Below are 25,542 nucleotides of genomic sequence, written 5' to 3' on the forward strand. Positions count from 1 at the left end.
AACGTACTTGGCGTAACCCAACTTAAACCCCTTTTCGCCGCTCGACGAAACTATCGAGGTACGATCATCGACGTCCGACGATCGCAGCCCCGTCAGCCGCCAACTCTACCACAGCACGCCGTGCACCGGTTGCAACGGTTCGGGAGCAGGATCGCCGATCGCCTGCAACAGGTCGATCTCGACGGTCCGGCACATCGCGTTCAGCGGCACGTCGTGAATCGTGTCCGCGAACGGATCGACCAGATCGTCGCCGATCTGCAATACCGCCAGGAACATCAGGCCGGCGATCGTCGAACCGATCGGCGTCGCGAACCCCAGCGTTTCGACTAGGCCGATCGGCAACAGAATGCAGAACAGGCGCGTGAACAGGCTTGGGAAAAACCGGTACTGATTGGGCAACGGCGTGTTCTTAATCCGCTCCATGCCACCCTGTGCGTTGGCGATATCGACCAGAATCGCCTCGAACTGGGTCTGCTGAATGGTGTCGATCCAGCCGTTGCGCCGTGCGATATCGATCCGACGGCCGGTGCCGTCGAGCAGGCCGTTGGCGATGTTGGTACGATCGAGCGCGAACGAGGCCTCTTCCTTCGACAGGAAGCGCAGCACCTCGGGTGCCGCCGGTTGCTTGCGCAACTGGCACCGCAGCGCGTTCACATAAGCGATCTGGCGGAGGACGATGGTCCGCTTCATGTCGTGGCCCTCGGGCTCGGGCAGCATGTTGCGGGCCATACGCGCCAAGCTGCGCGATGCGTTGATCATCAGCCCCCAGAGGCCACGGCTTTCCCACCAGCGTTGATACGCCGAATTGTCGCGGAACCCGAGGAACAGCGCGAGGGCCGTGCCGAACAGCGTGAGTGGCAGCGCCGGCGCATGGAACGGCAGGACGTAATAGGTGATCGTGACGACCACGTCCCAGACGAACAGGCCCAGCAGCGGGCGCCAGACCTCGCTCAAAATTTGGCTGAGGCGCGGTGTTGCGGTGACGATCAAACCAAAGCTCCCTTGTTATCAAAGCTTTTAATGCGCGAAGAGGCGTTGCGCTGCAATGCAGCGATGATCAGCCGCCCACAAGCGACTGATCGCGCAGGCCGCGCCAGACCTTCAAGGCCTGGGCCGTCTCGGCTACATCGTGGACCCGCAGGATCTGGACGCCAGCCTCTGCGCCCTTGAGCGCCAGCGCGAGCGAACCGGCGAGACGCTGGTCGACCGGAGCCTCGTTCGAGAGCGCGCCGATCAAGCGTTTGCGGCTGGCCCCGAGCATGATCGGGCAGCCAAGACCGTGGAAAATTGCGAGGCCGTTGAGCAGCGCGAGGTTCTCGGCCAGCGTCTTGCCGAAGCCGATGCCGGGATCAACCATGATTCGCGACCGGTCGACGCCCCCGGCGACAACCGCGGCGATACGGGTTTCGAGCCAGTCGAACACGTCGGTAAGCACATTCGTATAGCCGCCGTCGCCGTGGCCGCCTTTCTTGGGGTCGGGCGAATGCATGAGGACGACGGGACAGCCGTTTTTCGCTACGACGTCGAGTGCGCGGTCGTCCCACAGAAGCGCGGCGACGTCGTTGACGATGTGCGCGCCGGCGGCGAGCGTCGCCTCCATCACGGCGGCCTTTCGGGTGTCGACCGAGACAATCGTGCCGGCTCGGGCAAGGCGTTCGACGACGGGGACGAGACGGGCGATCTCGTCGCCTTCCCATACCGCGGCAGCGCCGGGGCGGGTGGATTCGCCGCCGACGTCGATCATCGTCGCGCCGGCGGCGGCCATGTCGATCCCGGCGGCGGCGGCTGCGATGGGGTCGTCGACGTGCTTGCCGCCGTCGGAGAAGCTGTCGGGGGTGACGTTGAGGATGCCGGCGACGATCGGCTGGTCGAAGCGGAGCGTGCGTTCGCCGAGTTGAAGTGCGGCACGGGGCGCGGTGATGGCGGCGTGGAGGTGCTGGCCGCGGTCACCTAGCGTGGCGACTTGGGCAACAGGGATGGTGCGGCGGGCGCGGCCTTCGATTACCTCGTATGCGGTGAACCATTGCAGGCCGCCGGCGAGGCGCGCGACGCTGCCGTCTGGGTGGCCGATCGGGGTGTCGACGAACTGGACGGGGCGGAGGTGGATGATCATTCTCCTGCTCCCCTCCCTGGAAGGGAGGGGTCGGGGGTGGGTCGGCCGGTTGGTTTACGTATTGCCCGACAAGCAGCCAACCCACCCCCAGCCCCTCCCTTCTAGGGAGGGGAGCAAGACGTCAGACCGTCGTTGCCAGTAGGTACGTCTGGCGGAGATCGTCGATCGGTTTCAGGCCCTTGTCGGTTTCGTAATGCCAGAAGCTCCAGCCGTTGCAGGCGGGGGCGTTCTGGAGGGTGGAGCCGAGCTTGTGAATCGAGCCGATCGTGCCGCAGTCGCTGAGCAGCGAACCGTCCGCACGGATCGTTGCGCGCCACCGCCGCTTCGAATCAGTCAGCACCGCGCCGGGTGCGAGATACGCGTTCTCGACGAGTACGCCGAATGCGACCTTGGGTTGGGTACGCGGGCTCATCATCGTTGCCAGCGCGGACTCGTCCAGGGGGAGCGCCGCCTCGATCCGCTCCTGCGCGGCTTCGATATAATCGCCTTCACGGTCGATGCCGATCCAGCTGCGGCCGAGGCGCTTGGCCACGGCGCCGGTGGTGCCGGTGCCGAAGAACGGGTCGAGCACCACGTCGCCGGGCTTCGTGCACGCCAGCAGGATGCGGTAGAGCAGCGCTTCAGGTTTTTGAGTGGGATGCACCTTGGTGCCGTTCTTCTTCAACCGCTCAGCGCCGCCGCAGGTCGGGAATTCCCAGTCGCTGCGCATCTGGAGCTCGTCGTTGAGCGTCTTCATCGCGCGGTAGTTGAAGTGGTACTTCGCCTTCTCCCCCTTCGACGCCCAGATCAGAGTCTCGTGCGCGTTGGTGAAGCGGGTGCCGCGGAAGTTCGGCATCGGGTTGGTCTTGCGCCAGACGATGTCGTTGAGGATCCAGTAGCCGAGATCCTGCACCGCAGCGCCGACGCGGAAGATGTTGTGGTAGCTGCCAATGACCCAGAGCGCGCCGTCGTCCTTGAGGATGCGGCGCGCTTCCTTGAGCCAGGCGCGGGTAAAGCGGTCGTACGCGGCGAAGGTATCGAACTTGTCCCAGTCGTCAGTGACTGCGTCGACATGGCTGCCGTCGGGGCGATAGAGTTCGCCGCCGAGCTGCAGGTTATAGGGCGGGTCGGCGAAGATCATGTCGATGGAGTTCGACGGGAGCGCCTTCATATGCTCGATGCAGTCGCCGCGAAGGATCTGGTCGAGTGGAAGGACGGCCTGAACCGCCGGCTCCACTGTCTTCTTCGCACGCGGCCGTGCGATCGTGTCGATCAAACCCATGTTTTCCGCCCCTTGTCGCGCCCATAGCTGCGGAATTGTCCGACTCCGTCAAGCAAACTTTCGTTAACGGCGTTTCGGCCGGATTCTCGCGTTGCGGCCAATCGAGTCGCCGTCGTCCAGATGTTGAGTCGTAGGAGACTCGCGGCTCAAGCCCTTGGGGTGTGGCGCGAAAGACTCAGCTCGTCGTTTCCTTTGCGAAAAGTCCCTCACGGGCGAGATAGGCGGCGGCGACCGGGGCGAAACTGCGGCGATGAATCGGTGTGGGGCCATGGTCGCGGAGCGCTTTCATGTGGTGCGCGCAGCCATAGCCCTTGTTCGAATGCCAGTTATATTGGGGGTGCACGTCGGCGGCGGCGATCATGATGAGGTCGCGCGTGTGCTTGGCGACGATCGAGGCGGCGGCGATCGACAGCGATTTCGCATCGCCGCCGACGAGGGGCGTGGCGGGGTAGGTCCAGCGGGGCAAGCGGTTGCCGTCGACGAGGACGTGACCGGGTGCCTGGCCGAGTTCGACCGCCAGCGCGTCGACCGCGAGCGTCATCGCCTTCATCGTCGCCCAGTAGATGTTGAGCGTGTCGATCTCTTCCGGCTGGACGATGCCGATGCCGACGATCGCGCAGCCCTTCAGGCGCGCGCAGAGCCGTTCGCGTTCGGAGGCGGAGAGCTTCTTCGAATCGTCTATGCCGCGGGGGACGCCTTTTGCGGGCAGGATCACGGCGGCGGCTACGACCGGTCCGGCGAGGGGGCCGCGGCCGGCTTCGTCGACGCCGGCGACGGGGCCGACGCAGAGCTTTTCGTGTTTCATGCCGGGCATTTTAGCTCCATCGCGCGGCGAAAGCCTGCGCATCCCAGCCATCGGGGTCCATTGCCGCAAGCAGGTGGTAAAAGGGGATAGTGTCGAGCCCGTGGCCCATCGGGCCGTGCCCTTGGCCGATACCTGGAGCGGCTGCAAGTGCGGCGCGGACGAACGCGATGGCTCGATCTATTGCGTCGTCGAGCGTCATGCCCTGGGCAAGCCCCGTCGCGATCCCGCTGGCTAGGGTACAGCCCGTGCCGTGGGCGTGGCGGGTTTCAATGCGGGTGTTGGTCCACCGCATTTCGCCGGCGTCGGTGACGAGACGGTCGGTGACGGAGGGGCCTTCGGCGTGGCCGCCTTTTATGAGGACGGCTGGGTATAGTGCGCGGATGTCAGTCTCGCCGCCGAGGGCTGCTAGTTCGGGAAGGTTGGGGGTTACGAGCGTGGCGATCCGCATGAGGCGGGTGAAGGCGGCTATCGTGTCGCTGTCCGCGAGGACGGAGCCGCTGGTCGCGATCATCACCGGGTCGAAGATGATGGGGAGCCTGCGCCCCTCCACGGAAGAGAGGGGTTGGGGGTGGGTTGGTTTGGGGCTGGTGTCGCGCTCGCCCATCGGCCGACCCACCCCCGGCCCCTCCCTTTCAGGGAGGGGGGAAAGGCGTTCTAGATATGCGGCTACGGCGTTGGCGGTTTCGGCCGAGCCGATCATGCCGATCTTTACGGCGTCTAAACCGATGTCCGAGACGACGGACTCGATCTGCGCGAGGACCATGTCGGTCGGGATCTGGTGGACCGCCTGCACGCCTAGCGTGTTCTGTGCGGTGATCGCGGTGATGGCAGTCATTGCGTGGCCGCCGAGCATCGTCACGGTCTTGATATCGGCCTGAATGCCCGCGCCGCCGCCCGAGTCCGAGCCGGCTATTATGAGGATTCTGGCGGTCATCGGGGAGCGCCGGGAAAAGTGAAGTATAGGAAGTATAGACGCTCGCGTGGTTTCGTCGGGTGGCTGTTTGAGGCTGCCGAGCGGGGTTTGGCGAGGTTGGCGGTCATGGAGATCGCTATGGCATAATCGTTGGTGTGTAGGACAGAGGTTCACCCTCCTTCGCCGGGGTGGTGCCCGCACTCTGGTGGACGTTTGCGAAACCGCCCCCTAGTGCCGCCGCCCGCCCGCCGGCTTCTGCGGCGGCGCTTCGCCCAGCCGGGTCGGACGGTCCAGCAATTCGCCGCCGCAGTTCGGGCAGCGTTCGTCGAGCGCGTCGGCGCATTCCGCGCAGAAGGTGCATTCGAACGAGCAGATGAACGCTCCCGGCGCGTCCGCGGGGAGGTCGGTGGTGCAGCGTTCGCACACGGGGCGCATTTCGAGCATCAGGCGGCGGCCTTTCGCACGGCGTCGCAGATCCGGTCGACGACGCGTTCGACCTGGCCGGGGTCGTCGCCTTCGGCCATCACGCGGATCACGGGTTCGGTGCCGGACGGGCGGATCACGAGGCGTCCCGTGCCGGCGAGTTCGGCTTCGGCCTCGGCGATCACTGCCTTTACGGCATCATCATCGAGCGGTTTGCCGCCGGCGAACCGGACGTTCTTCAGCAGCTGCGGCAACGGTTCGAAGCGGTGGAGCACCTCGCTCGCAGGGGCGCCCGAGCGCTTGACCTCGGCCAGGATCTGCAGCGCCGCGACGAGGCCGTCTCCAGTGGTGGCATAATCGGTGAGGATGATGTGGCCCGACTGTTCGCCACCGACATTATAGCCGCTCGCGCGCATCTTCTCGAGGACATGACGGTCGCCGACCTTGGTCCGGACCAGCCCCAGACCCTGTGCCGCGAGATGCCGCTCCAGTCCGAGGTTCGACATGACCGTCGCGACCAGCCCACCTCCGGCAAGCCGGCCCTGCCGCGCCCAGCTTGCCGCGATCGTCGCCATGAGTTGGTCGCCGTCGACGATCGTGCCGGTCTCGTCCACCACGATCAGACGGTCCGCGTCGCCGTCGAGCGCGATGCCGATGTCGGCGCCGTTCGCGACTACGGCCTTGGCGAGCGCCTGCGGAGCGGTCGAGCCTACGCCGTCGTTGATGTTGGTGCCGTTCGGCGTCACGCCGATCGCGACGATGTCCGCACCCAGTTCCCACAGGGCTGCGGGTGCGACCTTGTAGGCGGCGCCGTTCGCGCAATCGATGACGATCCGCATGCCGTCGAGACGGAGGTTCTCGGGGAAGGTCGACTTGGCGAAGTGGATGTAACGGCCCTGCGCGTCGTCGATGCGCCGTGCGCGGCCGATGTGGCTCGACGGCACGAGCGGAATGTCACCGTCTATCAGCGCCTCGATTGCCGTCTCGGCTTCGTCCGACAGCTTGTAGCCGTCGGGGCCGAACAACTTGATACCGTTGTCGGCGTACGGGTTATGGCTGGCGGAGATCATCACGCCGATGTCCGCGCGCATCGACTGGGTGAGCATCGCCACCGCGGGCGTCGGCATCGGCCCGACCATAACGACGTCCATGCCGACGCTGGTGAAACCTGCGACAAGTGCGGATTCGAGCATATAGCCCGACAGCCGCGTGTCTTTGCCGATGACGACGCGGTGGCGGTGATTGCCGCGCTGGAAATAGGCGCCGGCCGCCATGCCGACCTTCATCGCCATGGCCGCGGTCATCGGCGAGACGTTGGTGGCGCCACGAATGCCATCGGTGCCGAAATATTTCCTTGCCATCGCGTCCGCTTTCCGTCCCGTATCGGTGTTCGACGCGTTGATAGCGCGGTCGAACACGAAGGGCGAGCATGTCGCAGACTACACGGATTCTCGCAGCCCTGATCGGCGGCATCGCGATCGGCATCGCCGCCGCCGCCTGGTCGCCCGCGAACGCGATCGCGGCGACCGCGGTGACGCAGCCGATCGGGTCGGCGTGGCTGCACGGATTGCAGATGGTGATCGTGCCGCTCGTCGTCGGGCTGCTCGTGACCGGGATCGGCGCGACCACCGAGGCGGCGCGCGCCGGGCGTATCACCGTACGCGCGATGGTGATGATCGTCGTCATACTGTGGAGCACGACGATCATGTCCGCGCTGGTCATGCCGTTGATCCTGGAAGCCTTTCCACTGCCGCATGCGCTCGGATCAGCACTACGCGCCGCGCTGACGGGCGCTGCGCCGGTCGGGCCGGTGCCGGGGATCGGCGCGTTCTTCGACACGATCGTGCCGACCAACATCGTCGCCGCCGCGTCGAGCGACTCGTTCCTGCCGCTCACCGTCTTTGCGCTGGCGTTCGCCTTTGCCGTGACAAAGCTGCCCGACGATCGACGCCGCGTGCTGACCGGTTTCTTCCAGGCGGTCGTCGATGCGTTGCTGATCATCATCAAATGGGTGCTGAAGCTCGCGCCGATCGGCATCTTCGCGCTCGCCTACGGGGTCGGGGCGCGCACTGGGACTGCGGCGTTCGGCGCGTTGCTGCACTATATCGTCTGCGTCTCGGCGATCGGCTTCATCGTCCTGCTGTCCGCCTATCCGATCGGGATGATCGGCGGCCGGGTCGGCTTCGGCCGGTTCGCGCGCGCGGTTGCGCCGGCGCAGGCGGTGGCGATCAGCACGCAGTCGTCGCTCGCCTCGCTGCCCGCGATGCTGAAGGCCTCGACCGATCTCGGCGCGTCGCCCGCCACTGCCGGGATCGTCCTGCCGCTGTCGGTCGCGGTGTTCCGCGCGACCAGCCCGGCGATGAACCTCGCGGTCGCGCTCTACGTCGCGCACTGGCTCGGGCTGCCGATCGGGCCGGGTCAGATGGCGGCGGGCGTGGCGACCGCGGCGATCACGACGATGGGGTCGATCTCGCTGCCCGGCACGATCAGCTTCGTCGCCTCGGTCGCGCCGGTGGCCTTGGCGATGGGCATCCCGCTGGAAGTGCTGGGTCTGCTCATCGCGGTGGAGACCATACCCGACCTGTTTCGCACCGTCGGGAACGTGACGATGGACACCGCCGTTACCATCTCCGTTGCAGCGCGGTCCGATCACGGGAACGGCGCTCAGGAGATTCCGCATGAAGTATCGCACGCTCGGCCCTGATTTCGAGGTTTCCGCGCTGGGTCTCGGCTGCATGCCGATGGCCGGCATCGGCAAGGGGATGTACGGCGAAGCGGAGCCGCAAGAGAGCATCGCCACGATCCACCGGGCGATCGAGCTTGGCGTGACGCTGTTCGATACCGCCGAGATCTATGGCCCGCTGGTCAACGAGGAACTGATCGGCAAGGCGATCCGGGGCAAGCGCGACGGCGTCGTGATCGCGACCAAGTTCGGGTTTCGGTATGACGAGAACGGGATGACCGGGGTGGACTCGACGCCTGCCAATGTGCGGCGGGCGTGTGAGGGATCGCTGAAGCGGCTCGGGGTCGAGACGATCGACCTGTTGTACCAGCACCGCGTCGATCCGGGTGTGCCGATCGAGGATACGGTCGGGGCGATGGCGGAACTGGTGCGCGAGGGCAAGGTTCGGCATCTGGGGCTGTCGGAGGCGGGGCTCGACACGATCCGGCGGGCTGCCGCGACGCATCCTATCGCCGCGTTGCAGAGCGAATATTCGCTGTGGGAACGCGATGTGGAGGAAGCGATCCTGCCGTTGTGTCGCGAACTCGGGATCGGGTTCGTGCCGTATTCGCCGCTGGGGCGTGGATTTCTGACGGGGCAGATTACCGCGCGATCGGATCTGCCGGAGGGCGACTATCGGCGGAACGATCCGCGGTATTCGGAGGATAACTTCGCCAAGAACATGGAGATGGTGGCGGTGGTGAAGTCGATTGCCGATGCGCATGGGGCTTCGCCCGCGCAGGTGGCGCTGGCTTGGTTGCTGGCGCAGGGGGATGACATCGTGCCGATCCCGGGGTCGAAGCGGCGGGTTACGCTGGAGGACAGCATGAAGGCGGCGGATATCACGCTGACAGCTGACGATCTGGCGAAGCTGGATGCGGCGGCGCCTCGGGGCGGGACTGCCGGGCCGCGCTATGGTGAGAAGGCGTTGTCGATGACGCGGATCTAACTCTTCTTCCCTCCCGCTTGCGGGAGGGGTCGGGGGAGGGGCGTGCCTCGCAGACCGGACGCCAGTACGTACGTCTTGCCCTCCCCTAACCCCTCCCGCGAGCGGGAGGGGAATTTCTCGTTACTGGACGCCGTGCATCCACTTCTTGATCAACGGCGAGATCAGCAGCAGCACCACGCCAATCCCGGCCGAGATCAGGCCAATCGTCCAGAACACACCGGCATAGGTATCGAGGCTCACCTTCAGATTGGTGACCTGACCGCCGACCGTCTCGACGCTCGCCACCTGCGCGACGACGCCGGCGACATATTGCGCGACCGAGATCGACAGGAACCAGACGCCCATCATCAGCCCGACGACGCGCGCGATCGACAGCTTGGTGATCATGCTGAGACCGACCGGCGAGATGCAGAGCTCGGCGAACGAGTGGATGAAATACAGCCCGGCGAGCCACCAGATCGCGACCTTGAACGTCGGCCCGACCATGGTCGCGCCCCAGACGAGGAACAGGAAGCCGATTCCGACGCCAATCAGCGCGATGCCGAACTTGACCGGAATCGACGGCTCGATGCCCTTCGCGGCGAGCTTGGTCCACAGGATCGACATCACCGGCGCCAGCGCGACGATGAAGAACGCGTTGAAGAACTGCGTCTGGCCGGCGGAGATGCTGAACAGCCCGAACACGCTGAGATCGGTGTTGCGATCCGCGAACAGGGTCAGCGACGAGCCGGCCTGCTCGAACAGCGTCCAGAACACGACGTTGAACACGATCAGAACCATCGCCGCGAGCATCATCTGGAACTCGCGACGCTCGCCGTTGACGAACGACCAGAGCAGGATGCCCGGCACCGCGATCAGGAACGTGCCGAACAGCAATTTGCCCATCAGCGACAGCGAGACGATGTAGCCGACGATCCCCGAGCCCGGTACCGGCGGCTCGGCGTTCATGAGGTTGACGAACAGCAGGTAGAAAATCGGGATGCCGAGCAGCGCAAGTGCATAGATGCCGAGCGCGCGATCGGGACCGGTGCGAACGGGCGGCTCGCCGTAACCGTTGAGCTTGCCACCATCGAACTGGATCAGCACCCACGAGAACAACATGCCGATCGCGGCGAGGCCGAAGCCCGCCCACCAGCCGACCGCGACCGCGAGGAACGGGCAAAGCAGCTGCGAGAACAGCGAACCGAGGTTGATGCCCATGTAGAAGATCGTGAACCCGGCATCGCGGCGCTTGTCGCCCTGCGCGTAGAGCTCACCGACCATCGTCGAGATGTTGGGCTTGAAAAAGCCATTGCCGACCGAGATCATGCAGAGCGCGAGCAGCATGATCGTGACGTAGACGCTGCTGCGTTCCGCGCCCGATACGAAGCCGCCCTTCTCGACCGTGCGGGCGGTCGAGCCGTCGGGTGCGAGCAGCGAGACGGTGCCGTCGTCGTTACCCTTGATCTTCAGCTTGTTCGCGCCGTCGACGAGATAGCGGACTTCGCTATCGGCCTGGTCGACGACTTCGATCGCATAGCGCTGGTTGGCGATCGTCGCGTACGGCTTGGCGGTCTCGCCGCCGAAGCAGAGGAGCAGATAGCCGAGAGCCATGATGATCGCGCCGAACTTCACGGCACGCTTCGAGCCGAGATACTGATCCGCGAGATAGCCGCCGATCAGCGGCGTCAGGTACACGAGCGCAGTGTAGCCGCCGTACAGCCCGGTCGCCTCGCGGTCGCCGAACACGAAATGCTTGGTGAGGTACAGCGTGAGCAGCGCGCGCATGCCGTAATAGCCGAACCGCTCCCACGCTTCGGTGGTGAACAGCCGCGCGAGCTGGCGGGGATGCCCGAACCAGGTTTCGCCGGACGCCGGGTTGATATGGGTGATATCCGGCTCTCGCGGGGTGTCCGCGGTCGGGGTGTCCACCATTCTTACGCTCCCTGAAACTCGTACTGGCCGCCGTCGAACCCGGGGCCGTTATGCGCGCGCAACTTAACGACAAAGCCCGGACTGTAAATATCAGACGCCAAGGCCTATTTCAGCTCACATGCTCAACGACCGCTCCACGCCGCTCTCGCTGCTCGCCACCCGTCGCTCGGGAAAGCCGCGCGACCTGATCGCGCCCGGCCCAGATTCCTATCAGTTGGCGACGATCCTGGAGATTGCGGCGCGCACGCCCGACCACGGCAAGCTGGCGCCGTGGCGGTTCGTGGTGGTCGGCGAGGAGCACCGGGCGGCGCTGTCGACGCTGATTACCGATGCCTATCTGGCGGAGCGGCCTGCGGCGTCGCGGACGGAAATCGAGTCGCTCGACCAGTTCGTGCATCAGGCGCCGACCCTGGTGGTCGTCCTGTCCTCCCCGAAGGAGAGCAAGATTCCTCTGTGGGAGCAGGAGCTTTCGGCGGGCGCCGCGTGCATGAACTTGCTTCACGCGGTCCATGCGGAGGGGTTTGCGGGCGGCTGGCTGACCGGGTGGCCGGCCTATTCGGACGTTGTGCGCGATGCGTTCGGGTCCGCGTCGGAGCGGATCGCCGGGTTCATGTTCATCGGCACGCCGTCGCGTGCGCTCGACGAACGGCCTCGCCCGGATATGGCACGGTTGGTAAGCCACTGGGGTTCCTGACCTCTCGACTTTCCGCCCGATTGCTGTATTAGAACAGCATGACAGCGCTCAGCAGCGACGACAGCCCCGTATATATTCGCCTCCGCAGCACGATCGCCGCGGGCATCCTTCGCGGCGACTATCGCGCGGGCGATCAGTTGCCGTCGGTGCGTGCGTTCGCCGCAGAGCAGGGCGCGAACCCGCTGACGGTCGCCAAGGCGTATCAGAGCTTTCAGGACGATGGGTATGTCGAGGTTCGGCGCGGCGTCGGGATGTTCGTGATGCCGGGCGCGGCGGAAGCGCTGCGAGTGGCGGAGCGCGAGAATTTCGTGACGACCCAGTGGCCTAGGATTTTGGGGCATATCGATCTGTTGGGTCTTGACGCGCATGATCTGCTGGAGCGCGAGCGGGCCTGATAGCTTGCCCGCCTTTCTTCGCTTCTCTGCCATCCGACGCTCGCCTTGCCCCTCCCCCGTTCGTCCTGAGTAGTTATCGAGTAGGCGCGAAGCCGCGTATCGAGAGGACGTATCGAAGGACAGGTTCGTGCGCGGAACCCATGCTTCGATACGCGCCCTCGATACGTCCCTGCGGGACTACTCGGGCGCTACTCAGCACGAACGGGGGGCGTAAAACGGTCCGGCTAGAATTCAGAACAATCCCAGCGCCGCGACATCCTCGACGCTCAGGTCGATGCCGAACAACAGGCTCATGCGGATGCGGTACACGCGCGGGTCGGTGATCTCGCCGACGGTCGTGTCCGTGCCGGAGCGCCGGCGGTAGTTTCTTCCGATCAGCGAGGCGAAGCCGTTGGGGAGGACGATGCTGGCGATCGCGGTGTGCGTGAAGCGGCTGGCGGGGGCGGTCGAGGTCCAGTGGTTCGACATTGCGAGGTCCGCGTCGAACACCGGTGCGAGCGTGAAGCTGTATTGCGGTTGGAAGCCTTCGCCCGAACCCCGTCCGTCCGTCGTCATCGGGTCACCGTCGCGGAACAGCATCCAGCCTTGTTCGGTTGCTTCGAGGCGGAAGCGTGCACCGTCCGGGGCCATGCCCTCGGCGCCGTCGGCTAGCGGGAGGACGGGTGTGTAGCTGCCGCCGAAGCCGGTGTCGGCGATCCAGTCCTGGCCGTCGATCGTCACCAGCGCGAACGTGTGGGTCAGCGGCGGCACGTCGGTTGCGGCGATCCAGACGCGGGCGAGCAGCGGGCGGGCGGTGAAGCCGAGTTCTTCGAGCGCATCGAGGAAGAGGCGATTATGCTCGAAGCAATAGCCGCCGCGGCGTGCGGTGACGAGCTTGGCGAAGACCGAGGCGCTGTCGATCGCGATGCCGCGGCCGAGGACGACGTCGAGATCCTCGAACGGGATTGAGAGACGGTGGGCGTGCTGGAGGCGGCCAAGGCCGATCGAGTCGAGCGTGGGGCGTGCGGGCATGGCGACGCGGAGGAGATAGGCTTCGAGGTCGAACATCGGTCGGGAAGGTCCTTGGTTGCTGGCCCCCCTTACCGTTTGGCTCGCGTCGCCGTCGAGTGGCCCGAGCTCACCCGACCGGGATGGCGCGTTATTCCGACCCTATCCCTGGCGGGGAGAGGACACGGAACCGAGGGTATACCCTTACCGCCCCCTCCGTCTGGCAAGCGCCAGCCACCTCCCCCTGGCGGGGGAGGATAGGAGTCTCGTAACAGAACGCCGCCTGGGATTCCGCGACAGCCTGTATCGCCATTCCACAAGCTACCTCCCCGGCGGAGGCCGGGGCCCAATTGGAACGTCGGATGTAACCGGGCACTACGCCTATCACAGCCGTCCCCCAATTGGGCCCCGGCCTCCGCCGGGGGGGAGGAAGCGGACGACGGTGTCGCGCTCGATCAAGCCGCGAAGAGTTCCGGTTCGATCGAGTACAGCACTGCCGCGCTCGCATTGGCCGCCGCGTTGAGGCCCATCGCTTCGGGGACGATCTGGTCGAGGTAGAAGCGCACCGCTGCCGCTTTCATCCGGCCGAAATCGTCGGTGCCGGCGACGCCGCCCTGGCGCTCCATCAGCCAGCCGCAGGTCGCGACCGACAGCATGGTGAGGAAGGGATAGCTGGCGGCGAGCTTGTCGTCCGCATCCGCGGTGGCGAGGCGGCGGCCGATCGCTTCGCAGGCGTCGACCAGGGCGAGCAGGAGTTCGTCCTTTGCTTCCGCGCGGATGTCGGCGATCAATGTGGCGAACGCGCCGCCGTTGTCGAGGCCGAGTTTGCGCCCAACGAGATCCGCCGCCTGGATGCCATTCGTGCCCTCGTAGATCGGCGTGATGCGCGCATCGCGGAAATACTGGGCGGCGCCCGTCTCCTCGACATAGCCCATGCCGCCGTGGACCTGGATGCCGAGTGACGCGACCTCGTTGCCGAGGTCGGTGCCGTGCGCCTTGGCGAGGGGCGTGACGAGTTCGAGGCGGTTGCGCGCGGCGCGGTCGCCGAGATTGGCGCGGTCGACCTGCCCGGCCGCATAGTAGACGAGCGCACGCGCCGCCTGCGTCTGTGCCTTCATCCGCATCAGCATGCGGCGGACGTCGGGATGCTCGACGATCTTGACCGAATCCTTGTTCGGCGAACCGGCACGGGCCGATTGCACGCGGTCGAGCGCATAGGCGACCGCGCCTTGGGTGGCGCCCTCAGCGACCTGGACGCCCTGGAGGCCGACGTTGAGGCGGGCGTTATTCATCATCGTGAACATCGCGCGGATGCCGCCGAGTTCGGCGCCGATCAGCTCGCCGATGCAGTCGTCGTTATCGCCGAAGCTCAGCACGCAGGTGGGCGAGGCGTGGAGGCCCATCTTGTGTTCGATCGAGACGACGCGGACGTCGTTGAAATCGCCCGGGGTGCCGTCTTCTTCGAGGCGGTATTTGGGGACGAGGAACAACGAGATGCCCTTCGTGCCCGCGGGGGCGCCGGGGGTGCGTGCGAGGACGAGGTGGACGATGTTCGGCGCCATGTCGTGATCGCCGAACGAGATGTAGATCTTGGTGCCTTTGATCGACCATTTGCCGTCGCCCAGCGGCGTCGCGGTGGCACGCAAAGCTCCGACGTCGGAGCCCGCCTGCGGCTCGGTGAGGTTCATCGTGCCGGTCCATTCGCCGGTCGCGAGATGCGGGAGGTAGAGCGCCTGCTGCTCGGGGGAGCCGTGATGCTGGAGCGCCTCGATCGCGCCGACGGTCAGCGTCGGGCAGAGCGCGAAGCCCATGTTGGCCGAGCCGAGCGTGTCGAGCACTGCCGTCTGGATCGCGAACGGGAGGCCCTGCCCGCCCCATTCCTCCTCGACGCCGATCGTGCCCCAGCCGCCTTCGACGTAATCCTTGTACGCCTGCGCAAAGCCTTCGGGCATGACCACGCCGTCCGGGGTCCACTTCGCGCCGACGGTATCGCCGGTGCGGTTGAGCGGGGCCCATTCGCCGGCCGCGAGTTGCCCGACCCCTTCGAGGACCGCGTCGACGACGTCGTCGCTGGCGGCGGCATAGCGTTCGGTGTCCGCGAGTTCGCCGATCCGGACGACATGATCGAGCACGAAACGCTGTTCGGTTGTTGCTGGAGTGAAGGCCATCGCATCCTCTTATCGCTACGGTTTGGACCCGCTATACGCCTGTGAAATGACCCGTCCACACCCTCGGATTTTACCTTACGGCACGGCCGCGATCGCGGAGGCCGCCGCGCTGATTCGCGACGGGGGTATCGTCGCGGTGCCGACCGAGACGGTGTATGGACTCGCGGCGGACGCGACGAATGCGGAGGCGGTGGCGCGAATTTATGCGGCGAAGGGGCGCCCGAGTTTCAATCCGCTGATCGTGCATGTGGCGGATCTGGCGGCGGCGGAGCGGATCGCGGTGTTCGATGCGGATGCTCGGGCGTTGGCGGTGGCGTTCTGGCCGGGGCCGTTGACGTTGGTGCTGCCGGTGCGGGGGGATTCGGGGATCGCTTCGCTGGTGACGGCGGGGTTGGCGACGATCGCGGTGCGGGTGCCGCGGCATCGGGCTATGCAGGGATTGATCGCGGCGTCGGGGCGGCCTTTGGCGGCGCCTTCGGCTAATGCGAGCGGGGGGATCAGTCCGACTACCGCAGCGCACGTGGCGGGGAGTCTGGGGGGGAACGTGCCGTTGATCCTCGACGATGGGGCTACCGAGGCTGGGTTGGAGTCGACGATCGTTGCAGGGCGGACGGTGCTGCGGCCGGGGCCGGTTACTGGGGAAGCTCTCCTAACTCACCTGCAACATCCCCCCGGCGAACGGCACCTCCCCGGCGAAGGCCGGGGCCCAGTTGGAACGTCGGATGTAACACCGCGCAACGGACATCATGACCGTCCCCCAATTGGGCCCCGGCCTTCGCCGGGGGGGAATGCGGGTGCGGTAACGGCGCCGGGGCAGCTTGAAAGCCATTATGCGCCGAGCAAGGCGCTTCGGTTGAATGCGACCGAAGCACATTCGGACGAATGGCTGATCGGCTTTGGGGCCGTGGCGGGCGACGTGACCCTATCCGCTTCAGGCGACCTCGTCGAAGCCGCCGCGAAGCTGTTCGATCTGCTCCACGCCGCCGACGCGAACGAAAGTCCGAGGATTGCCGTCGCACGAATCCCGATCGACGGTATCGGCGAGGCGATCAACGACCGCCTGCGCCGCGCCGCTCACCGATAGTCCTGTTCCCCCGCGAAGGTGGGGGTCCAGGAGCTAGGTCGGACTGCGGTATTTAGCTGGGCCCCCGCGTCCGCGGGGGAACTGCTACTGGTCCCGGCTTACGCGTTCACTGCCGCCTTCGATCGTGCGGCAAAGCTTTTCCGCAGTTTCTGCAGCTTGGGTGGGATCACTGCCATGCAGTAAGGGTTCGAGCGGCCGGACGTTTCCCAGTAATCCTGGTGATAGCCCTCGGCCTCGTACCACGTGTCCATCGGCTCGATCGTCGTGACGATCGGCTTGGGCGAGTCGGCCTGCGCCCGCTCCAGCGCCGCTTCCATCTCGGCCTTCTGCGCGTCGTCCGCCGGGAACATCGCCGAGCGGTACTGCGTGCCGACGTCGTTGCCCTGCCGGTTCAGCGTCGTCGCGTCGTGCGTCGCGAAGAAGATGTCGAGCAGGTCGCCGAGCTTCAGCTGTTCGGGGTCGAAGCCGATGCGGATCGCCTCGGCGTGACCGGTGTCGCCGCCGCAGACCTGCTTGTAGGTCGGATTGGGCACATGGCCGCCGATATAGCCGCTCTCGGCGCTCTCGACGCCGATCACATCCTTGAACACGGCCTCGGTGCACCAGAAGCAACCGCCCGCCAGCGTTACATAATCCGTCATAACGATCTCCTTTCCGCCAATGTAGGAAGTCGCTACCGCGCAACAAAGAGGAGACACGTATGATCGACGGTAAGGTTATGGTCACCGGCGGGGCCGGGTATATCGGCAGCCACGCGGTATTGGCGTTGCTCGATGCGGGTTACGAGGTGGTCGTGGTCGACAATCTCGTCACGGGATTCGACTGGGCGGTCGATTCCCGCGCGGCACTCGTCGAGGCGAACGTCGCCGACGACGCGAAGGTTCGCGCGGCGATCCGCGAGCATAACGTCAAGGCGATCATGCATTTCGCCGGCTCGGTCGTGGTGCCCGAATCGGTCAGCGATCCGCTCAAATATTACCGCAACAACACGGCCGCGAGCCGCGCGCTGATCGAAAGCGCGGTGGTCGAGGGCGTGCCGCACTTCATCTTCTCCTCGACGGCTGCGACCTATGGCACGCCTGACAAGGTGCCGATTGCGGAGGGCGATCCAACCTTGCCGATCAATCCCTACGGCATGTCGAAGCTGATGACCGAGGCGATGCTGCGCGACGTCGCGGCGGCGCACCCGATGAACTATGCTGCGCTGCGCTACTTCAACGTGGCGGGTGCCGATCCGAAGGGTCGCAGTGGGCAGTCGACGGTCGGCGCGACTCATCTGATCAAGATCGCGGTCGAGGCAGCTACCGGCAAGCGTAGCCATGTCGGCGTCTATGGCACCGACTTCGACACCCCCGACGGCACCGGCGTGCGCGACTATATCCACGTGACCGACCTGGCCGCCGCGCATGTCGCCGCGCTAGAGGTTTTGGTCGCCGACCCTGCCAAGAGCCACACGCTCAACGCGGGGTACGGCAAGGGCTTCTCGGTGCTCGAGGTTCTCGACGCGGTCGACAAGGTTACGAACATGACGATCGAACGTCGGCTGGAAGGGCGTCGCGCGGGCGATCCGGCGATGCTGATATCCGACAACAGCGCGATCCTGGAGCGACTCGACTGGACGCCGCGCCACGCAGACCTCGACGGTATCGTCCGCGATGCGCTGGCTTGGGAACGCGCGCTGGCCGAGAAGGGCCGTTAAGAGGCCGGGTCGGCAGGCGGATCGGGGGGCGGGGTGCCGAACGCATGCCGCTCGCCGCCGATCGCCTGGCGGGCGCGGGCGGTGGCGAGCCACCAGGCGAGCGCCCAGAGCGTGCCGAAGCTCCAGCCCGCCAGCACGTCGCTGGGCCAGTGGACGCCGAGATACACGCGGCTGCACCCGATCGCGCCGACCAGCAGGATCGCGACGACCAGCAGGTACCGTCGCGCCGCGCGGTGCTCGGTCACCTGCGAGGCGAGGCCCGCGAGCGTGAGGTAGACGATCGCGCTGTTCGCGGAATGCCCGCTCGGGAAGCTCATGTTCGAGACGGTGACGAGATGCTCGACGATGTCGGGGCGCGGGCGGTTGACCTGCGCCTTGACGAAATCGACGATGAGGCCACCGGTGATGCTGGCCGCCAGCGTCGCGAGCGCGGTCAGCCAGAGCCGCTGGACGATCAGCAACCCGGTGACGACGACCACGACGATCGTCAGGACGATGCCGCCGCCGAGCGCGGTGACGTCGGCGGCGACCTTCGGCAGCCAGGACGGGCCACCCCAGGCGCGCAGCCCGAGGATGATCGAGCGATCGAACGCGAACGGCCAATGACCGACCGCTAGACCGACGAGTAGGATGAGGACGATGCCGACCGCGGCAACCGATGCGCCGGCGAGAACCGCGGGCAGGCGTCGCCGCGCGCCCTCGGCGGGCGCACTGTCGATGGTGGGTCCGCCGGGGCTCGAACCCGGGACCTCTCGATTAAAAGTCGCTTGCTCTACCAACTGAGCTACGGACCCCCGCCATCGTGGACCGCGCACCTAATCGCGTGGCCGCTTTCGGTCAACCGATTGCGCCAATTGCCGTATCGTTCTGCCCGTCAGCGGATCGCGCCATGTCGGGACGAGGCCCGCGAGGGGAGCGAGGACGAAGCTGCGGGTGCGGAAGGCTGCGTGCGGCACGGTGAGGCCGGGCGACGACCATGCGCCGCCCGACCAGAGGACGATGTCGAGGTCCAGCACGCGGCTGCCCCAGCGGCGGCCGGGGCGACGGCCGAACGCGCGTTCGATACTCTTCAGGCGGACGAGCAGAGTCGCGGGGTCTTCGGGCGTTTCGATCAACGCGACGGCGTTGGCGTAGCGGCGGTTCGAGGGGCCGAGCGGTGCGCTGGCGACGGTCGGCGATCGGGCCACGACATCGCCTAGCCCTTCCAGCGCGGCGGCGATCTCACGCTCGGGGCTCCCGTGGCGGCCGCGTCGGTTTGAGCCTAGCGCGATGACGTAGGTCGCTGCGGCGGAGGTTGCGCCGGTGGTTGCGCCGGTGGTTGCGGGGCGCGCGATCGTCGGGAGCGGGGTTGCAGGCGACATTTGGTCCGCCTAGCGCACTCCGATGGATTCCACACCTTACGCTTCCGAGCTTCCCGAGCACGCGATCGACTCGGCCAACGAGATCGACGTCACGACCGTCTTCGCGCCCGTATCCGCGCTGCCCGAGACCGAGCCACCGCATGACTGCCCGCTCTGCCCGCGCCTCGTCGCGGTACGTGAGCAGCTGCGGACCGAGTTCCCGACCTGGTGGAACGCGCCCGTCCCCGCGTTCGGCGATCCCGCGGCGTGGCTTGGCATCATCGGCCTCGCGCCCGGCAAGCATGGCGCGAACCGGACCGGCCGCGCGTTCACGGGCGATTATTCGGGGCAGTTCCTGTTCGAGACGCTCGGGCGGTTCGGGCTGGCGACCGGGACGTACGGCGCGAAGGCCGAGGACGGACTGGCGCTGGACGGTGCGATCATCCTCAACGCTGTGAAATGCCTGCCGCCCGAGAACAAGCCGACGCCGGAGGAAATCCGCACCTGCCGGCCGTTCCTGGAGACGCAGGCGGATGCGGTGCCGACCGCGCGCGTGTTCGTGGCGCTGGGGCATATCGCGCACCAGTCCGCGGTGAAGATACTGGGCGGACGGCTGCCCAAGGCGCGCTTCGCACACGGCGCCGAGCATGTGATGCCCGATGGTCGCATCCTGATCGATAGCTACCATTGCTCGCGCTACAACGTGAATACCGGCGTGCTGACAGCCGAGATGTTCGACGCAGTGTTCGCGCGGGCACTGGCGCTTCGCGGTCAGATGTCCTGAACGAGGCGGCCGTACAGGTCGGGGCGGCGATCGCGGAAGAAGCCGAAGGCGGCGCGGTGGCGCTTGACGATGTCGAGGTCGATCGTCGCGGTGATAACGCCTTCGTCGTCGCGGCCTAGCTCGGCGAGGATGTCGCCGCGCTCGTCGGCGATGAAGCTGGTGCCGTAGAAGGTCTGGCCGTGCTCGACGCCGACGCGGTTGGCGGCGACGATCGGGACGACGTTCGAGACGGCGTGGCCGACCATCGCGCGGCGCCAGAGCCGGGCGGTGTCCAGCGAGGTGTCGTGCGGCTCGCTGCCGATCGCGGTCGGGTAGAAGAGGATTTCCGCGCCCATCAGCATCATCGCGCGCGCCGTCTCCGGGTACCACTGGTCCCAGCAGACGCCGACGCCGAGCTTTCCGGCTGGGTGTGGCCAGACCTTGAAGCCGGTGTTGCCGGGGCGGAAGTAGAATTTCTCCTCATAGCCGGGGCCGTCGGGGATGTGGCTCTTGCGGTAGACGCCCTGGATGTTGCCGTCGGGGCCGATCATCGCGAGGCTGTTGTAGTGATGCGGGCCGTCCGCCTCGAAGAAGCTGGTCGGGATCGTGACCTTGAGCGCCTCGGCGAGCGCCTGCATCGCGAGCACCGCCTTGTGCTCGCCGACGGGCGCGGCGTTGGCGAAGAGGCTCTCGTCCTCGACGCGACAGAAATACTCGCCTTCGAACAGCTCGGGGGGCAGGATTACCTGCGCGCCTTTCGCAGCGGCCTCGTGGACGAGGCGCGACACGTTGGCGATGTTGCGGTCGATGTTGGGCGTGAAGCCCAGTTGCAGCGCGGCGACGGTGATCTCGGTCATGGCGGCGCATATAATGAGGGGGGACGCGATGTGCGAGGGTTTCGCGCGGGACCAAAGCCCAGAAGCTGGCCGTTCCCCCGCGGAGGCGGGGGGCCAGGGTTGCGGGCGGTAGCGTTTGTGATCCTGGGCCCCCGCCTCCGCGGGGGAACGAGGAGCGGCGATTGACACTGCCCTGCCCTGTCCGACATGCGGCGGGGATGATCGACTATCCTCTCCCCCCAAGCTGGCAGGTGCTCGCAGCCGAGTTCGAGGCTCCGTACATGCGGGCGCTCGATGCGTTTCTGCAGGCCGAGCGGGCGGCGGGGGCTCGGGTGTTTCCCGAGGAGGCGGACCGGTTTCGGGCGCTGGAGCTGACGCCGCTGGATCAGGTGCGGGTCGTGATCCTGGGGCAGGATCCGTACCACGGCGAGGGGCAGGCGCATGGGCTGAGCTTCTCGGTGCGGGAGGGGGTGCGGACGCCGCCTAGCCTGGTGAATATCTACAAGGAGCTGGAGGCCGATCTGGGCATCCCCCGCGCGCGCCACGGCATGCTCGATCACTGGGCGGCGCAGGGCGTGCTGTTGTTGAACGCAGTGCTGAGCGTGCGGATGGGCGAGGCTGCGTCGCACCAGAAGCGGGGGTGGGAGCGGTTTACCGATGCGGTGATCGCGGCGGTGAACGCGCAGGACAAACCGGTCGTGTTCCTGCTGTGGGGGGCGTATGCGCAGAAGAAGGCGGCGTTCGTCAACGACATCTCGAAGGGCGGGCGGCATCTGGTGATAGCGTCCGCGCATCCTTCGCCGCTGGCGGCACGGACCGGGTTCTTCGGATCGCGGCCGTTCAGCCGGGCCAATGATTTTCTCGAAACCCATGGGCGCGCGCCGATCGACTGGGCGCTGCCGGAGACCGACCGATGAGCGAAGACTATGTGTACGACGAAGCGACTGGCGAGTGGGTTGCGGGCGGTGCGGTGACGGCTGTTGCGGCGGATGACGGTGCGGTCGTGGTGCGGGACTCGGTCGGGAACGTGCTCGCGGACGGCGATCAGGTTACGTTGATCAAGGACCTGACCGTGAAGGGTGCGGGGCAGACGTTGAAGCGTGGCACGCTGATCAAGTCGATCCGGCTGACCGGTGATGCGCAGGAGATCGACTGCCGGTACGAGGGGATCAAGGGGCTGGTGCTGCGCGCAGAGTTCGTTCGGAAGCGGTGAGGCTTTCGCGTTGATTCTGCGGGACTAATCGAAAAGAAGATTAGGCCGGGTTAGGCCAACACGCGGTCACTCTTCATCGTCGTAGTCGTCGTCGTGATTGCCGTAAGGCGACGGCGGATAGCCGGTCGGCGGTGGCGGGGCGACGCCGATCTTTGCCCATTCGAGGCGGCGGTCGAACTCTATTTCGGCCACGCGCTCCTCCTCGATGCGGTGCGATCGGTCGCGGAGGATCTGGCCGGACGCATCCTGCGGCAGGACGAAATCGGCACCGCCCAGATCCTGTATGTCCTGGAGGCGGTCGCATAGGGCCTGTTCGGTCAGCAGTGCCTCGGGATGATCGGGCGTGGCCGGTTCGAGCAGCGCGATGGCCTGCGCGACGGAGGCGATGCGCGGCGCCATCGGGCGGTCGCTGTCATGCGGCGCGGAGGTCGTGCGGTGCGCGTGGCCGTAGCGTTCGGGCATATGCGCGCGCAGGAGGAACATGATCATTCGGTCGCTATATTTGTAGCGGCACGCGATTCGGCGGCCGTTCTTGTAGAACACCGGCACCTCCACCCCGTTCATCGCGCGCTCCAGCGCGAGGTCGGCGAGCCGCGTGACGCCCGACTGCACGGCCGCGGTCCAGGCGGCGGCGAACTGTTCGGCACCGGGCGCGCGGCGCAGCGCGTAGCAACTGTTGACCGACATATCGACCTGCGTGGCGGCGGCGGTGACCGAGCCGGTATCGGCGAGGTGCTCGATGAAGATGCGCTGCTTGGCGTGGCTCCAGCCATCGGGGCGGCGCTGGCGCGGCACGGGGACCCAGACGTAATCGGCGGGATCGAAGCCTTCGAGGATCGCGCGGGGATCGTCCTCCTCGACCATGCAGGTCTGCGGGAGGTTGGCCTTGGCGGCGGGAGCGAGCGCGGGGACGGCGCGGTCGGACGTCGCCGTTTCCGGCTGCGGCATCGGCGTTGTCATTGCCCGGGCGGGTTCGCAATCGGCAAAGGCGATCGCGCGGTTGGGAGCCGGGGCGACGGCGGGGGCGACGACCGGACGGCCGCGTGGGTCTGATGCTTTGGTCATCGCGGGAGCGGATCAGACCGGGGCCGTGTAGGACAGCGCGAGGCGCCGCGTGTAGGACCGATTTGCGCGGGGTGTTGCCGTGGGGCATCCATCACGCGCGGGTATGCAAAGTCGGGCGGTCACTTTCAACGAACGGCGCTTTTCGTTGAGAGGCGATGGCCTCATCGGACATTTGACATTGGACCACCGCGGTCCATGTTTCACCCATGCAGACCGTGAGCTATTCCGAAGCACAAGAGAACTTGAAGGCGGTGCTCGACAAAGTCGTAGCGGACCGAGCCCCCGTGATGATCACGCGGCAGCGCGGTGAGAATGTCGTGCTGATCTCGGCGAGCGAATGGGCCGGGATGGAGGAGACGCTCTATCTGCTGCACTCGCCCAAGAACGCTAAACGGTTGCTGGAGGCGGTGCGTGGGTTCGAGGCCGACGATCCAGCCGCAGTTCCTTTCCCGTGAACGTAGCCTTCTGGCCTACGGCTTGGGAGGACTATCGTCACTGGCAGGAGCACGACGCGAAACTCGGCGATAAGCTGAACGCGCTGATCGAGGAATGCCGCCGCAATCCCTTCAAAGGCCCGGGCAAACCCGCACCTTTGGGCGGCAATCTGCCGGACTGGTGCTCGCGCCAGATCAGCCATGAACACCGGCTGGTGTACCGCGTGACGGGAAGCGGAGATGCGCAGACGTTGCAGGTTGCGCAGTGCCGGTATCACTATTGAGGCATATCGGTCAGTTTACTGTTCTGTAGAAGAGGCACCGATGATGTTGGCAGTTCGATTGAGCAAGCAGACCGAAGGGCGCCTGGAAGCGCTTGCCGCACGCACCGGTCGGAGCAAGACCTTCTATGCACGGGCGGCGATCGAGGCGCATCTCGATGATCTCGAAGACTTATATATTGCTGAAGACCGGTTGCACGATTGTTGTGAGGGTGACGCTATCCCGCTCAGTACGCTGAAAGCCAAGCTTGGTCTTGTCGATTGAGTTCCTGCCGAAGCGTCAAAGGAACTGTAGCTGATCGAGGAACGCCCGCGTCATCCCTTCAAGAGTATCGGCAAATTCGAATTTTAAGGCCGCCTTTTGTCGGGGGGGTGGTCGCAGGAGCAGTCATAAGTACCGCATGGTATGCCGCGTGACGGGCAGCCGCGATGCGCAGAACCCCATAATCAAGCTCGTCGATCGGTTTGCCGGCTCCGGCAAACCGATCGAGCACCAAACAGGATCGAAGTTGAGCGGATCAAGATAGTTGGTTACCATACTGACTTACGCATTCGGGAATTGATTAATGTCAGATGATCTTGCGCCTGCTTTAGCCGGAATTTCCGCATTTGAGGGCGAGAAGCTGTACAATGATCATGGAGCGGAATTTTGGAGTGCTCGTGATTTGCAACCGCTCCTCGGCTATAGTCAGTGGCGACGATTTGAAGATGCCATTCGCCGTGGCATGAGCTCATGTGAGCAATCCGGAAACACGTGTGATCATCACTTTTCCGCGGCCAGCAAACCGATATCTGGGGGCAAAGGCGCGGTTCAAGTCGTCGATGATTATCACCTCTCTCGCTTTGCCTGTTATCTGATTGCGCAGAACGGTGACCCTCGAAAGCCGGCAATTGCACAAGCACAAAAGTATTTTGCTGTCCAGACGCGGCGTCAAGAGCTGTCTGATAACCATACCGCCGACGTAGAACGGCTGGAAATGCGTAAGCAAATCAGCGAAGAATTTAAGAACCTGTCGGGTGCCGCTCGCGGTGCCGGTGTCGCCGACCGCCGTTTTGGCATCTTCCATGATGCTGGATACCGGGGAATGTATGATGGCCGTGGTGTCGAGGCTATCAAGACAGCGAAGGGTGTGCCGTCACGTGATAATCTTATGGACCGTATGAATTCGACAGAGCTGGCTGCTAATCAGTTCCGTATGACCCAGACCCGTGACAAGCTAGCCCGCGAGGGCATTCGAGGCGAGCAACGTGCTATTGACGCCCATCACAGTGTGGGACGTGAAGTGCGGGCTGCGATCACAAAGATCGGGGGAACCATGCCCGAGCATATTCCCGCCGACGAACATATTAAGCATGTGGAAAAGCGAGTTAAGATGGCGCAACCGCGTGTCGCACTCGAAGGACCTGAAGCAACCGGGTTGCTTGGCCCATCTAAGCTGGAACACGATAATAAATCGTAACGCGAAAGTAGAGCAGCCGGCGT

General features: G+C 65.6%; 29 protein-coding genes and 1 tRNA gene. 14 read left to right on the plus strand and 16 right to left on the minus strand.

Going from position 1 to position 25,542, the window contains the following annotated elements:
• Positions 1-105 precede the first annotated feature (105 nt).
• The 7 genes from U1708_RS08955 to glmM all read right to left on the minus strand — a co-directional run bounded on the left by U1708_RS08955 (position 106) and on the right by glmM (position 6,876).
• A complete protein-coding gene (locus U1708_RS08955; protein ID WP_307087809.1) occupies positions 106-990 on the minus strand; it encodes a bestrophin family protein in 885 nt (294 codons plus the stop codon).
• A gap of 67 nt (positions 991-1,057) precedes the next feature.
• Positions 1,058-2,113, minus strand: a complete 1,056-nt coding sequence (gene folP, locus U1708_RS08960) for a dihydropteroate synthase (protein WP_332744827.1) — start codon at positions 2,111-2,113, stop codon at positions 1,058-1,060.
• Positions 2,114-2,234: 121 nt separating this feature from the next.
• Positions 2,235-3,374 (minus strand): site-specific DNA-methyltransferase, encoded by a 1,140-nt coding sequence (locus tag U1708_RS08965; RefSeq protein WP_332744829.1) that lies wholly within the window; start codon positions 3,372-3,374, stop codon positions 2,235-2,237.
• A gap of 175 nt (positions 3,375-3,549) precedes the next feature.
• Entirely contained in the window at positions 3,550-4,188 is a 639-nt protein-coding gene (rnhB, locus tag U1708_RS08970; RefSeq protein WP_332744831.1) for a ribonuclease HII, read from the minus strand.
• A gap of 1 nt (position 4,189) precedes the next feature.
• Positions 4,190-5,113, minus strand: coding sequence for a bifunctional hydroxymethylpyrimidine kinase/phosphomethylpyrimidine kinase (gene thiD, locus U1708_RS08975; protein WP_332744833.1), 924 nt, complete (start codon positions 5,111-5,113; stop codon positions 4,190-4,192).
• 207 nt (positions 5,114-5,320) lie between these two features.
• Entirely contained in the window at positions 5,321-5,536 is a 216-nt protein-coding gene (locus U1708_RS08980) for a DUF1272 domain-containing protein (RefSeq protein ID WP_332744835.1), read from the minus strand.
• Positions 5,536-6,876 (minus strand): phosphoglucosamine mutase, encoded by a 1,341-nt coding sequence (gene glmM / locus U1708_RS08985; RefSeq protein ID WP_332745153.1) that lies wholly within the window; start codon positions 6,874-6,876, stop codon positions 5,536-5,538. The genes U1708_RS08980 and glmM overlap by 1 nt, the downstream gene beginning before the upstream one ends.
• Before the next feature lie 68 nt (positions 6,877-6,944).
• Here glmM and U1708_RS08990 point away from each other — a divergent pair, with 68 nt between their 5' ends.
• Together U1708_RS08990 and U1708_RS08995 are read left to right on the plus strand one after the other, a co-directional pair.
• Entirely contained in the window at positions 6,945-8,219 is a 1,275-nt protein-coding gene (locus tag U1708_RS08990) for a dicarboxylate/amino acid:cation symporter (RefSeq protein ID WP_332744837.1), read from the plus strand.
• Positions 8,194-9,186 (plus strand): aldo/keto reductase, encoded by a 993-nt coding sequence (locus U1708_RS08995; RefSeq protein ID WP_332744839.1) that lies wholly within the window; start codon positions 8,194-8,196, stop codon positions 9,184-9,186. The genes U1708_RS08990 and U1708_RS08995 overlap by 26 nt, the downstream gene beginning before the upstream one ends.
• A gap of 120 nt (positions 9,187-9,306) precedes the next feature.
• Here U1708_RS08995 and U1708_RS09000 read toward each other — a convergent pair whose 3' ends face one another.
• Entirely contained in the window at positions 9,307-11,100 is a 1,794-nt protein-coding gene (locus U1708_RS09000; RefSeq protein WP_332744842.1) for a peptide MFS transporter, read from the minus strand.
• A 118-nt stretch (positions 11,101-11,218) separates the two neighbouring features.
• On the opposite strand from U1708_RS09000, the gene U1708_RS09005 reads away from it, so the two are divergent.
• A complete protein-coding gene (locus U1708_RS09005) occupies positions 11,219-11,794 on the plus strand; it encodes a nitroreductase family protein (RefSeq protein WP_332744844.1) in 576 nt (191 codons plus the stop codon).
• A gap of 38 nt (positions 11,795-11,832) precedes the next feature.
• Positions 11,833-12,189 carry a GntR family transcriptional regulator gene (locus tag U1708_RS09010; protein WP_056053547.1) on the plus strand — a complete coding sequence of 119 codons (357 nt, stop codon included), beginning with the start codon at positions 11,833-11,835 and terminating at the stop codon, positions 12,187-12,189.
• A gap of 231 nt (positions 12,190-12,420) precedes the next feature.
• On the opposite strand, the gene U1708_RS09015 is transcribed toward U1708_RS09010, so the two are convergent.
• Positions 12,421-13,236, minus strand: coding sequence for an arylamine N-acetyltransferase family protein (locus U1708_RS09015; protein WP_332744846.1), 816 nt, complete (start codon positions 13,234-13,236; stop codon positions 12,421-12,423).
• Positions 13,237-13,631: 395 nt separating this feature from the next.
• Positions 13,632-15,344: an acyl-CoA dehydrogenase family protein gene (locus tag U1708_RS09020; RefSeq protein ID WP_332744848.1), complete on the minus strand. Its 1,713-nt coding sequence runs from the start codon at positions 15,342-15,344 to the stop codon at positions 13,632-13,634.
• A 46-nt stretch (positions 15,345-15,390) separates the two neighbouring features.
• Here U1708_RS09020 and U1708_RS09025 point away from each other — a divergent pair, with 46 nt between their 5' ends.
• Entirely contained in the window at positions 15,391-16,428 is a 1,038-nt protein-coding gene (locus tag U1708_RS09025; protein WP_332744850.1) for an L-threonylcarbamoyladenylate synthase, read from the plus strand.
• Between the two features lie 98 nt (positions 16,429-16,526).
• On the opposite strand, the gene msrA is transcribed toward U1708_RS09025, so the two are convergent.
• The gene (gene msrA, locus U1708_RS09030; RefSeq protein ID WP_307087833.1) at positions 16,527-17,069 is read right to left on the minus strand and encodes a peptide-methionine (S)-S-oxide reductase MsrA; all 543 of its coding nucleotides are present in this window, start codon (positions 17,067-17,069) and stop codon (positions 16,527-16,529) included.
• 59 nt (positions 17,070-17,128) lie between these two features.
• Between msrA and galE the strand changes: the two genes are divergently transcribed.
• Positions 17,129-18,127, plus strand: coding sequence for a UDP-glucose 4-epimerase GalE (gene galE, locus U1708_RS09035; RefSeq protein ID WP_332744853.1), 999 nt, complete (start codon positions 17,129-17,131; stop codon positions 18,125-18,127).
• Here the strand turns inward: galE and U1708_RS09040 are convergent.
• A complete protein-coding gene (locus U1708_RS09040) occupies positions 18,124-18,606 on the minus strand; it encodes a phosphatase PAP2 family protein (protein ID WP_332744855.1) in 483 nt (160 codons plus the stop codon). The genes galE and U1708_RS09040 overlap by 4 nt on opposite strands.
• On the opposite strand from U1708_RS09040, the gene U1708_RS09045 reads away from it, so the two are divergent.
• Entirely contained in the window at positions 18,593-18,733 is a 141-nt protein-coding gene (locus U1708_RS09045) for a hypothetical protein (protein ID WP_332744857.1), read from the plus strand. The genes U1708_RS09040 and U1708_RS09045 overlap by 14 nt on opposite strands.
• Positions 18,734-18,845: 112 nt before the next feature.
• On the opposite strand, the gene U1708_RS09050 is transcribed toward U1708_RS09045, so the two are convergent.
• Both U1708_RS09050 and folK read right to left on the minus strand, forming a co-directional pair.
• Positions 18,846-18,921, minus strand: a tRNA-Lys gene (locus U1708_RS09050).
• Positions 18,922-18,942: 21 nt separating this feature from the next.
• On the minus strand, positions 18,943-19,488 hold the full coding sequence (gene folK / locus U1708_RS09055) for a 2-amino-4-hydroxy-6-hydroxymethyldihydropteridine diphosphokinase (RefSeq protein ID WP_332744859.1): 546 nt from the start codon (positions 19,486-19,488) through the stop codon (positions 18,943-18,945).
• A 22-nt stretch (positions 19,489-19,510) separates the two neighbouring features.
• Here folK and U1708_RS09060 point away from each other — a divergent pair, with 22 nt between their 5' ends.
• Complete coding sequence (locus tag U1708_RS09060) at positions 19,511-20,251, plus strand: uracil-DNA glycosylase (protein WP_332744861.1); 741 nt, start codon at positions 19,511-19,513, stop codon at positions 20,249-20,251.
• Here U1708_RS09060 and aguB read toward each other — a convergent pair.
• The gene (gene aguB, locus U1708_RS09065) at positions 20,239-21,087 is read right to left on the minus strand and encodes an N-carbamoylputrescine amidase (protein WP_332744862.1); all 849 of its coding nucleotides are present in this window, start codon (positions 21,085-21,087) and stop codon (positions 20,239-20,241) included. The two genes, U1708_RS09060 and aguB, sit on opposite strands and share 13 nt — an antisense overlap.
• Before the next feature lie 197 nt (positions 21,088-21,284).
• Between aguB and ung the strand changes: the two genes are divergently transcribed.
• On the plus strand, positions 21,285-21,983 hold the full coding sequence (ung, locus tag U1708_RS09070; RefSeq protein ID WP_332744863.1) for a uracil-DNA glycosylase: 699 nt from the start codon (positions 21,285-21,287) through the stop codon (positions 21,981-21,983).
• Positions 21,980-22,279, plus strand: coding sequence for an alkylphosphonate utilization protein (locus U1708_RS09075; RefSeq protein ID WP_332744864.1), 300 nt, complete (start codon positions 21,980-21,982; stop codon positions 22,277-22,279). The genes ung and U1708_RS09075 overlap by 4 nt, the downstream gene beginning before the upstream one ends.
• A gap of 66 nt (positions 22,280-22,345) precedes the next feature.
• Here the strand turns inward: U1708_RS09075 and U1708_RS09080 are convergent, their stop codons facing one another.
• Positions 22,346-23,344, minus strand: coding sequence for a hypothetical protein (locus U1708_RS09080; protein WP_332744866.1), 999 nt, complete (start codon positions 23,342-23,344; stop codon positions 22,346-22,348).
• Between the two features lie 206 nt (positions 23,345-23,550).
• Here U1708_RS09080 and U1708_RS09085 point away from each other — a divergent pair, with 206 nt between their 5' ends.
• The 4 genes from U1708_RS09085 (at position 23,551) to dinD (ending at position 25,519) form a co-directional block, all read left to right on the plus strand.
• Entirely contained in the window at positions 23,551-23,799 is a 249-nt protein-coding gene (locus tag U1708_RS09085; RefSeq protein ID WP_332744868.1) for a type II toxin-antitoxin system Phd/YefM family antitoxin, read from the plus strand.
• Entirely contained in the window at positions 23,796-24,062 is a 267-nt protein-coding gene (locus U1708_RS09090; protein ID WP_332744869.1) for a Txe/YoeB family addiction module toxin, read from the plus strand. The genes U1708_RS09085 and U1708_RS09090 overlap by 4 nt, the downstream gene beginning before the upstream one ends.
• Before the next feature lie 58 nt (positions 24,063-24,120).
• The gene (gene relB / locus U1708_RS09095; RefSeq protein ID WP_332744870.1) at positions 24,121-24,324 is read left to right on the plus strand and encodes a type II toxin-antitoxin system RelB family antitoxin; all 204 of its coding nucleotides are present in this window, start codon (positions 24,121-24,123) and stop codon (positions 24,322-24,324) included.
• Positions 24,325-24,625: 301 nt separating this feature from the next.
• Positions 24,626-25,519 carry a DNA damage-inducible protein D gene (gene dinD / locus U1708_RS09100; protein WP_332744872.1) on the plus strand — a complete coding sequence of 298 codons (894 nt, stop codon included), beginning with the start codon at positions 24,626-24,628 and terminating at the stop codon, positions 25,517-25,519.
• The last annotated feature ends 23 nt before the right edge of the window (positions 25,520-25,542 follow it).

The organism is Sphingomonas arabinosi (assembly GCF_036663715.1).
GTDB lineage: Bacteria > Pseudomonadota > Alphaproteobacteria > Sphingomonadales > Sphingomonadaceae > Sphingomonas.

Excerpts from the sequence above, each read along its gene's own strand:
- folP (WP_332744827.1), bottom strand. The coding sequence starts at position 2,113 with ATGATCATCCACCTCCGCCCCGTCCAGTTCGTCGACACCCCGATCGGC.
- U1708_RS08965 (WP_332744829.1), bottom strand. The coding sequence starts at position 3,374 with ATGGGTTTGATCGACACGATCGCACGGCCGCGTGCGAAGAAGACAGTG.
- rnhB (WP_332744831.1), bottom strand. The coding sequence starts at position 4,188 with ATGCCCGGCATGAAACACGAAAAGCTCTGCGTCGGCCCCGTCGCCGGC.
- thiD (WP_332744833.1), bottom strand. The coding sequence starts at position 5,113 with ATGACCGCCAGAATCCTCATAATAGCCGGCTCGGACTCGGGCGGCGGC.
- U1708_RS08980 (WP_332744835.1), bottom strand. The coding sequence starts at position 5,536 with ATGCTCGAAATGCGCCCCGTGTGCGAACGCTGCACCACCGACCTCCCC.
- glmM (WP_332745153.1), bottom strand. The coding sequence starts at position 6,876 with ATGGCAAGGAAATATTTCGGCACCGATGGCATTCGTGGCGCCACCAAC.
- U1708_RS08990 (WP_332744837.1), top strand. The coding sequence starts at position 6,945 with ATGTCGCAGACTACACGGATTCTCGCAGCCCTGATCGGCGGCATCGCG.
- U1708_RS08995 (WP_332744839.1), top strand. The coding sequence starts at position 8,194 with ATGAAGTATCGCACGCTCGGCCCTGATTTCGAGGTTTCCGCGCTGGGT.
- U1708_RS09000 (WP_332744842.1), bottom strand. The coding sequence starts at position 11,100 with ATGGTGGACACCCCGACCGCGGACACCCCGCGAGAGCCGGATATCACC.
- U1708_RS09005 (WP_332744844.1), top strand. The coding sequence starts at position 11,219 with ATGCTCAACGACCGCTCCACGCCGCTCTCGCTGCTCGCCACCCGTCGC.
- U1708_RS09010 (WP_056053547.1), top strand. The coding sequence starts at position 11,833 with ATGACAGCGCTCAGCAGCGACGACAGCCCCGTATATATTCGCCTCCGC.
- U1708_RS09015 (WP_332744846.1), bottom strand. The coding sequence starts at position 13,236 with ATGTTCGACCTCGAAGCCTATCTCCTCCGCGTCGCCATGCCCGCACGC.
- U1708_RS09020 (WP_332744848.1), bottom strand. The coding sequence starts at position 15,344 with ATGGCCTTCACTCCAGCAACAACCGAACAGCGTTTCGTGCTCGATCAT.
- U1708_RS09025 (WP_332744850.1), top strand. The coding sequence starts at position 15,391 with ATGACCCGTCCACACCCTCGGATTTTACCTTACGGCACGGCCGCGATC.
- msrA (WP_307087833.1), bottom strand. The coding sequence starts at position 17,069 with ATGACGGATTATGTAACGCTGGCGGGCGGTTGCTTCTGGTGCACCGAG.
- galE (WP_332744853.1), top strand. The coding sequence starts at position 17,129 with ATGATCGACGGTAAGGTTATGGTCACCGGCGGGGCCGGGTATATCGGC.
- folK (WP_332744859.1), bottom strand. The coding sequence starts at position 19,488 with ATGTCGCCTGCAACCCCGCTCCCGACGATCGCGCGCCCCGCAACCACC.
- U1708_RS09060 (WP_332744861.1), top strand. The coding sequence starts at position 19,511 with ATGGATTCCACACCTTACGCTTCCGAGCTTCCCGAGCACGCGATCGAC.
- aguB (WP_332744862.1), bottom strand. The coding sequence starts at position 21,087 with ATGACCGAGATCACCGTCGCCGCGCTGCAACTGGGCTTCACGCCCAAC.
- ung (WP_332744863.1), top strand. The coding sequence starts at position 21,285 with ATGATCGACTATCCTCTCCCCCCAAGCTGGCAGGTGCTCGCAGCCGAG.
- U1708_RS09075 (WP_332744864.1), top strand. The coding sequence starts at position 21,980 with ATGAGCGAAGACTATGTGTACGACGAAGCGACTGGCGAGTGGGTTGCG.
- U1708_RS09080 (WP_332744866.1), bottom strand. The coding sequence starts at position 23,344 with ATGACCAAAGCATCAGACCCACGCGGCCGTCCGGTCGTCGCCCCCGCC.
- U1708_RS09085 (WP_332744868.1), top strand. The coding sequence starts at position 23,551 with ATGCAGACCGTGAGCTATTCCGAAGCACAAGAGAACTTGAAGGCGGTG.
- dinD (WP_332744872.1), top strand. The coding sequence starts at position 24,626 with ATGTCAGATGATCTTGCGCCTGCTTTAGCCGGAATTTCCGCATTTGAG.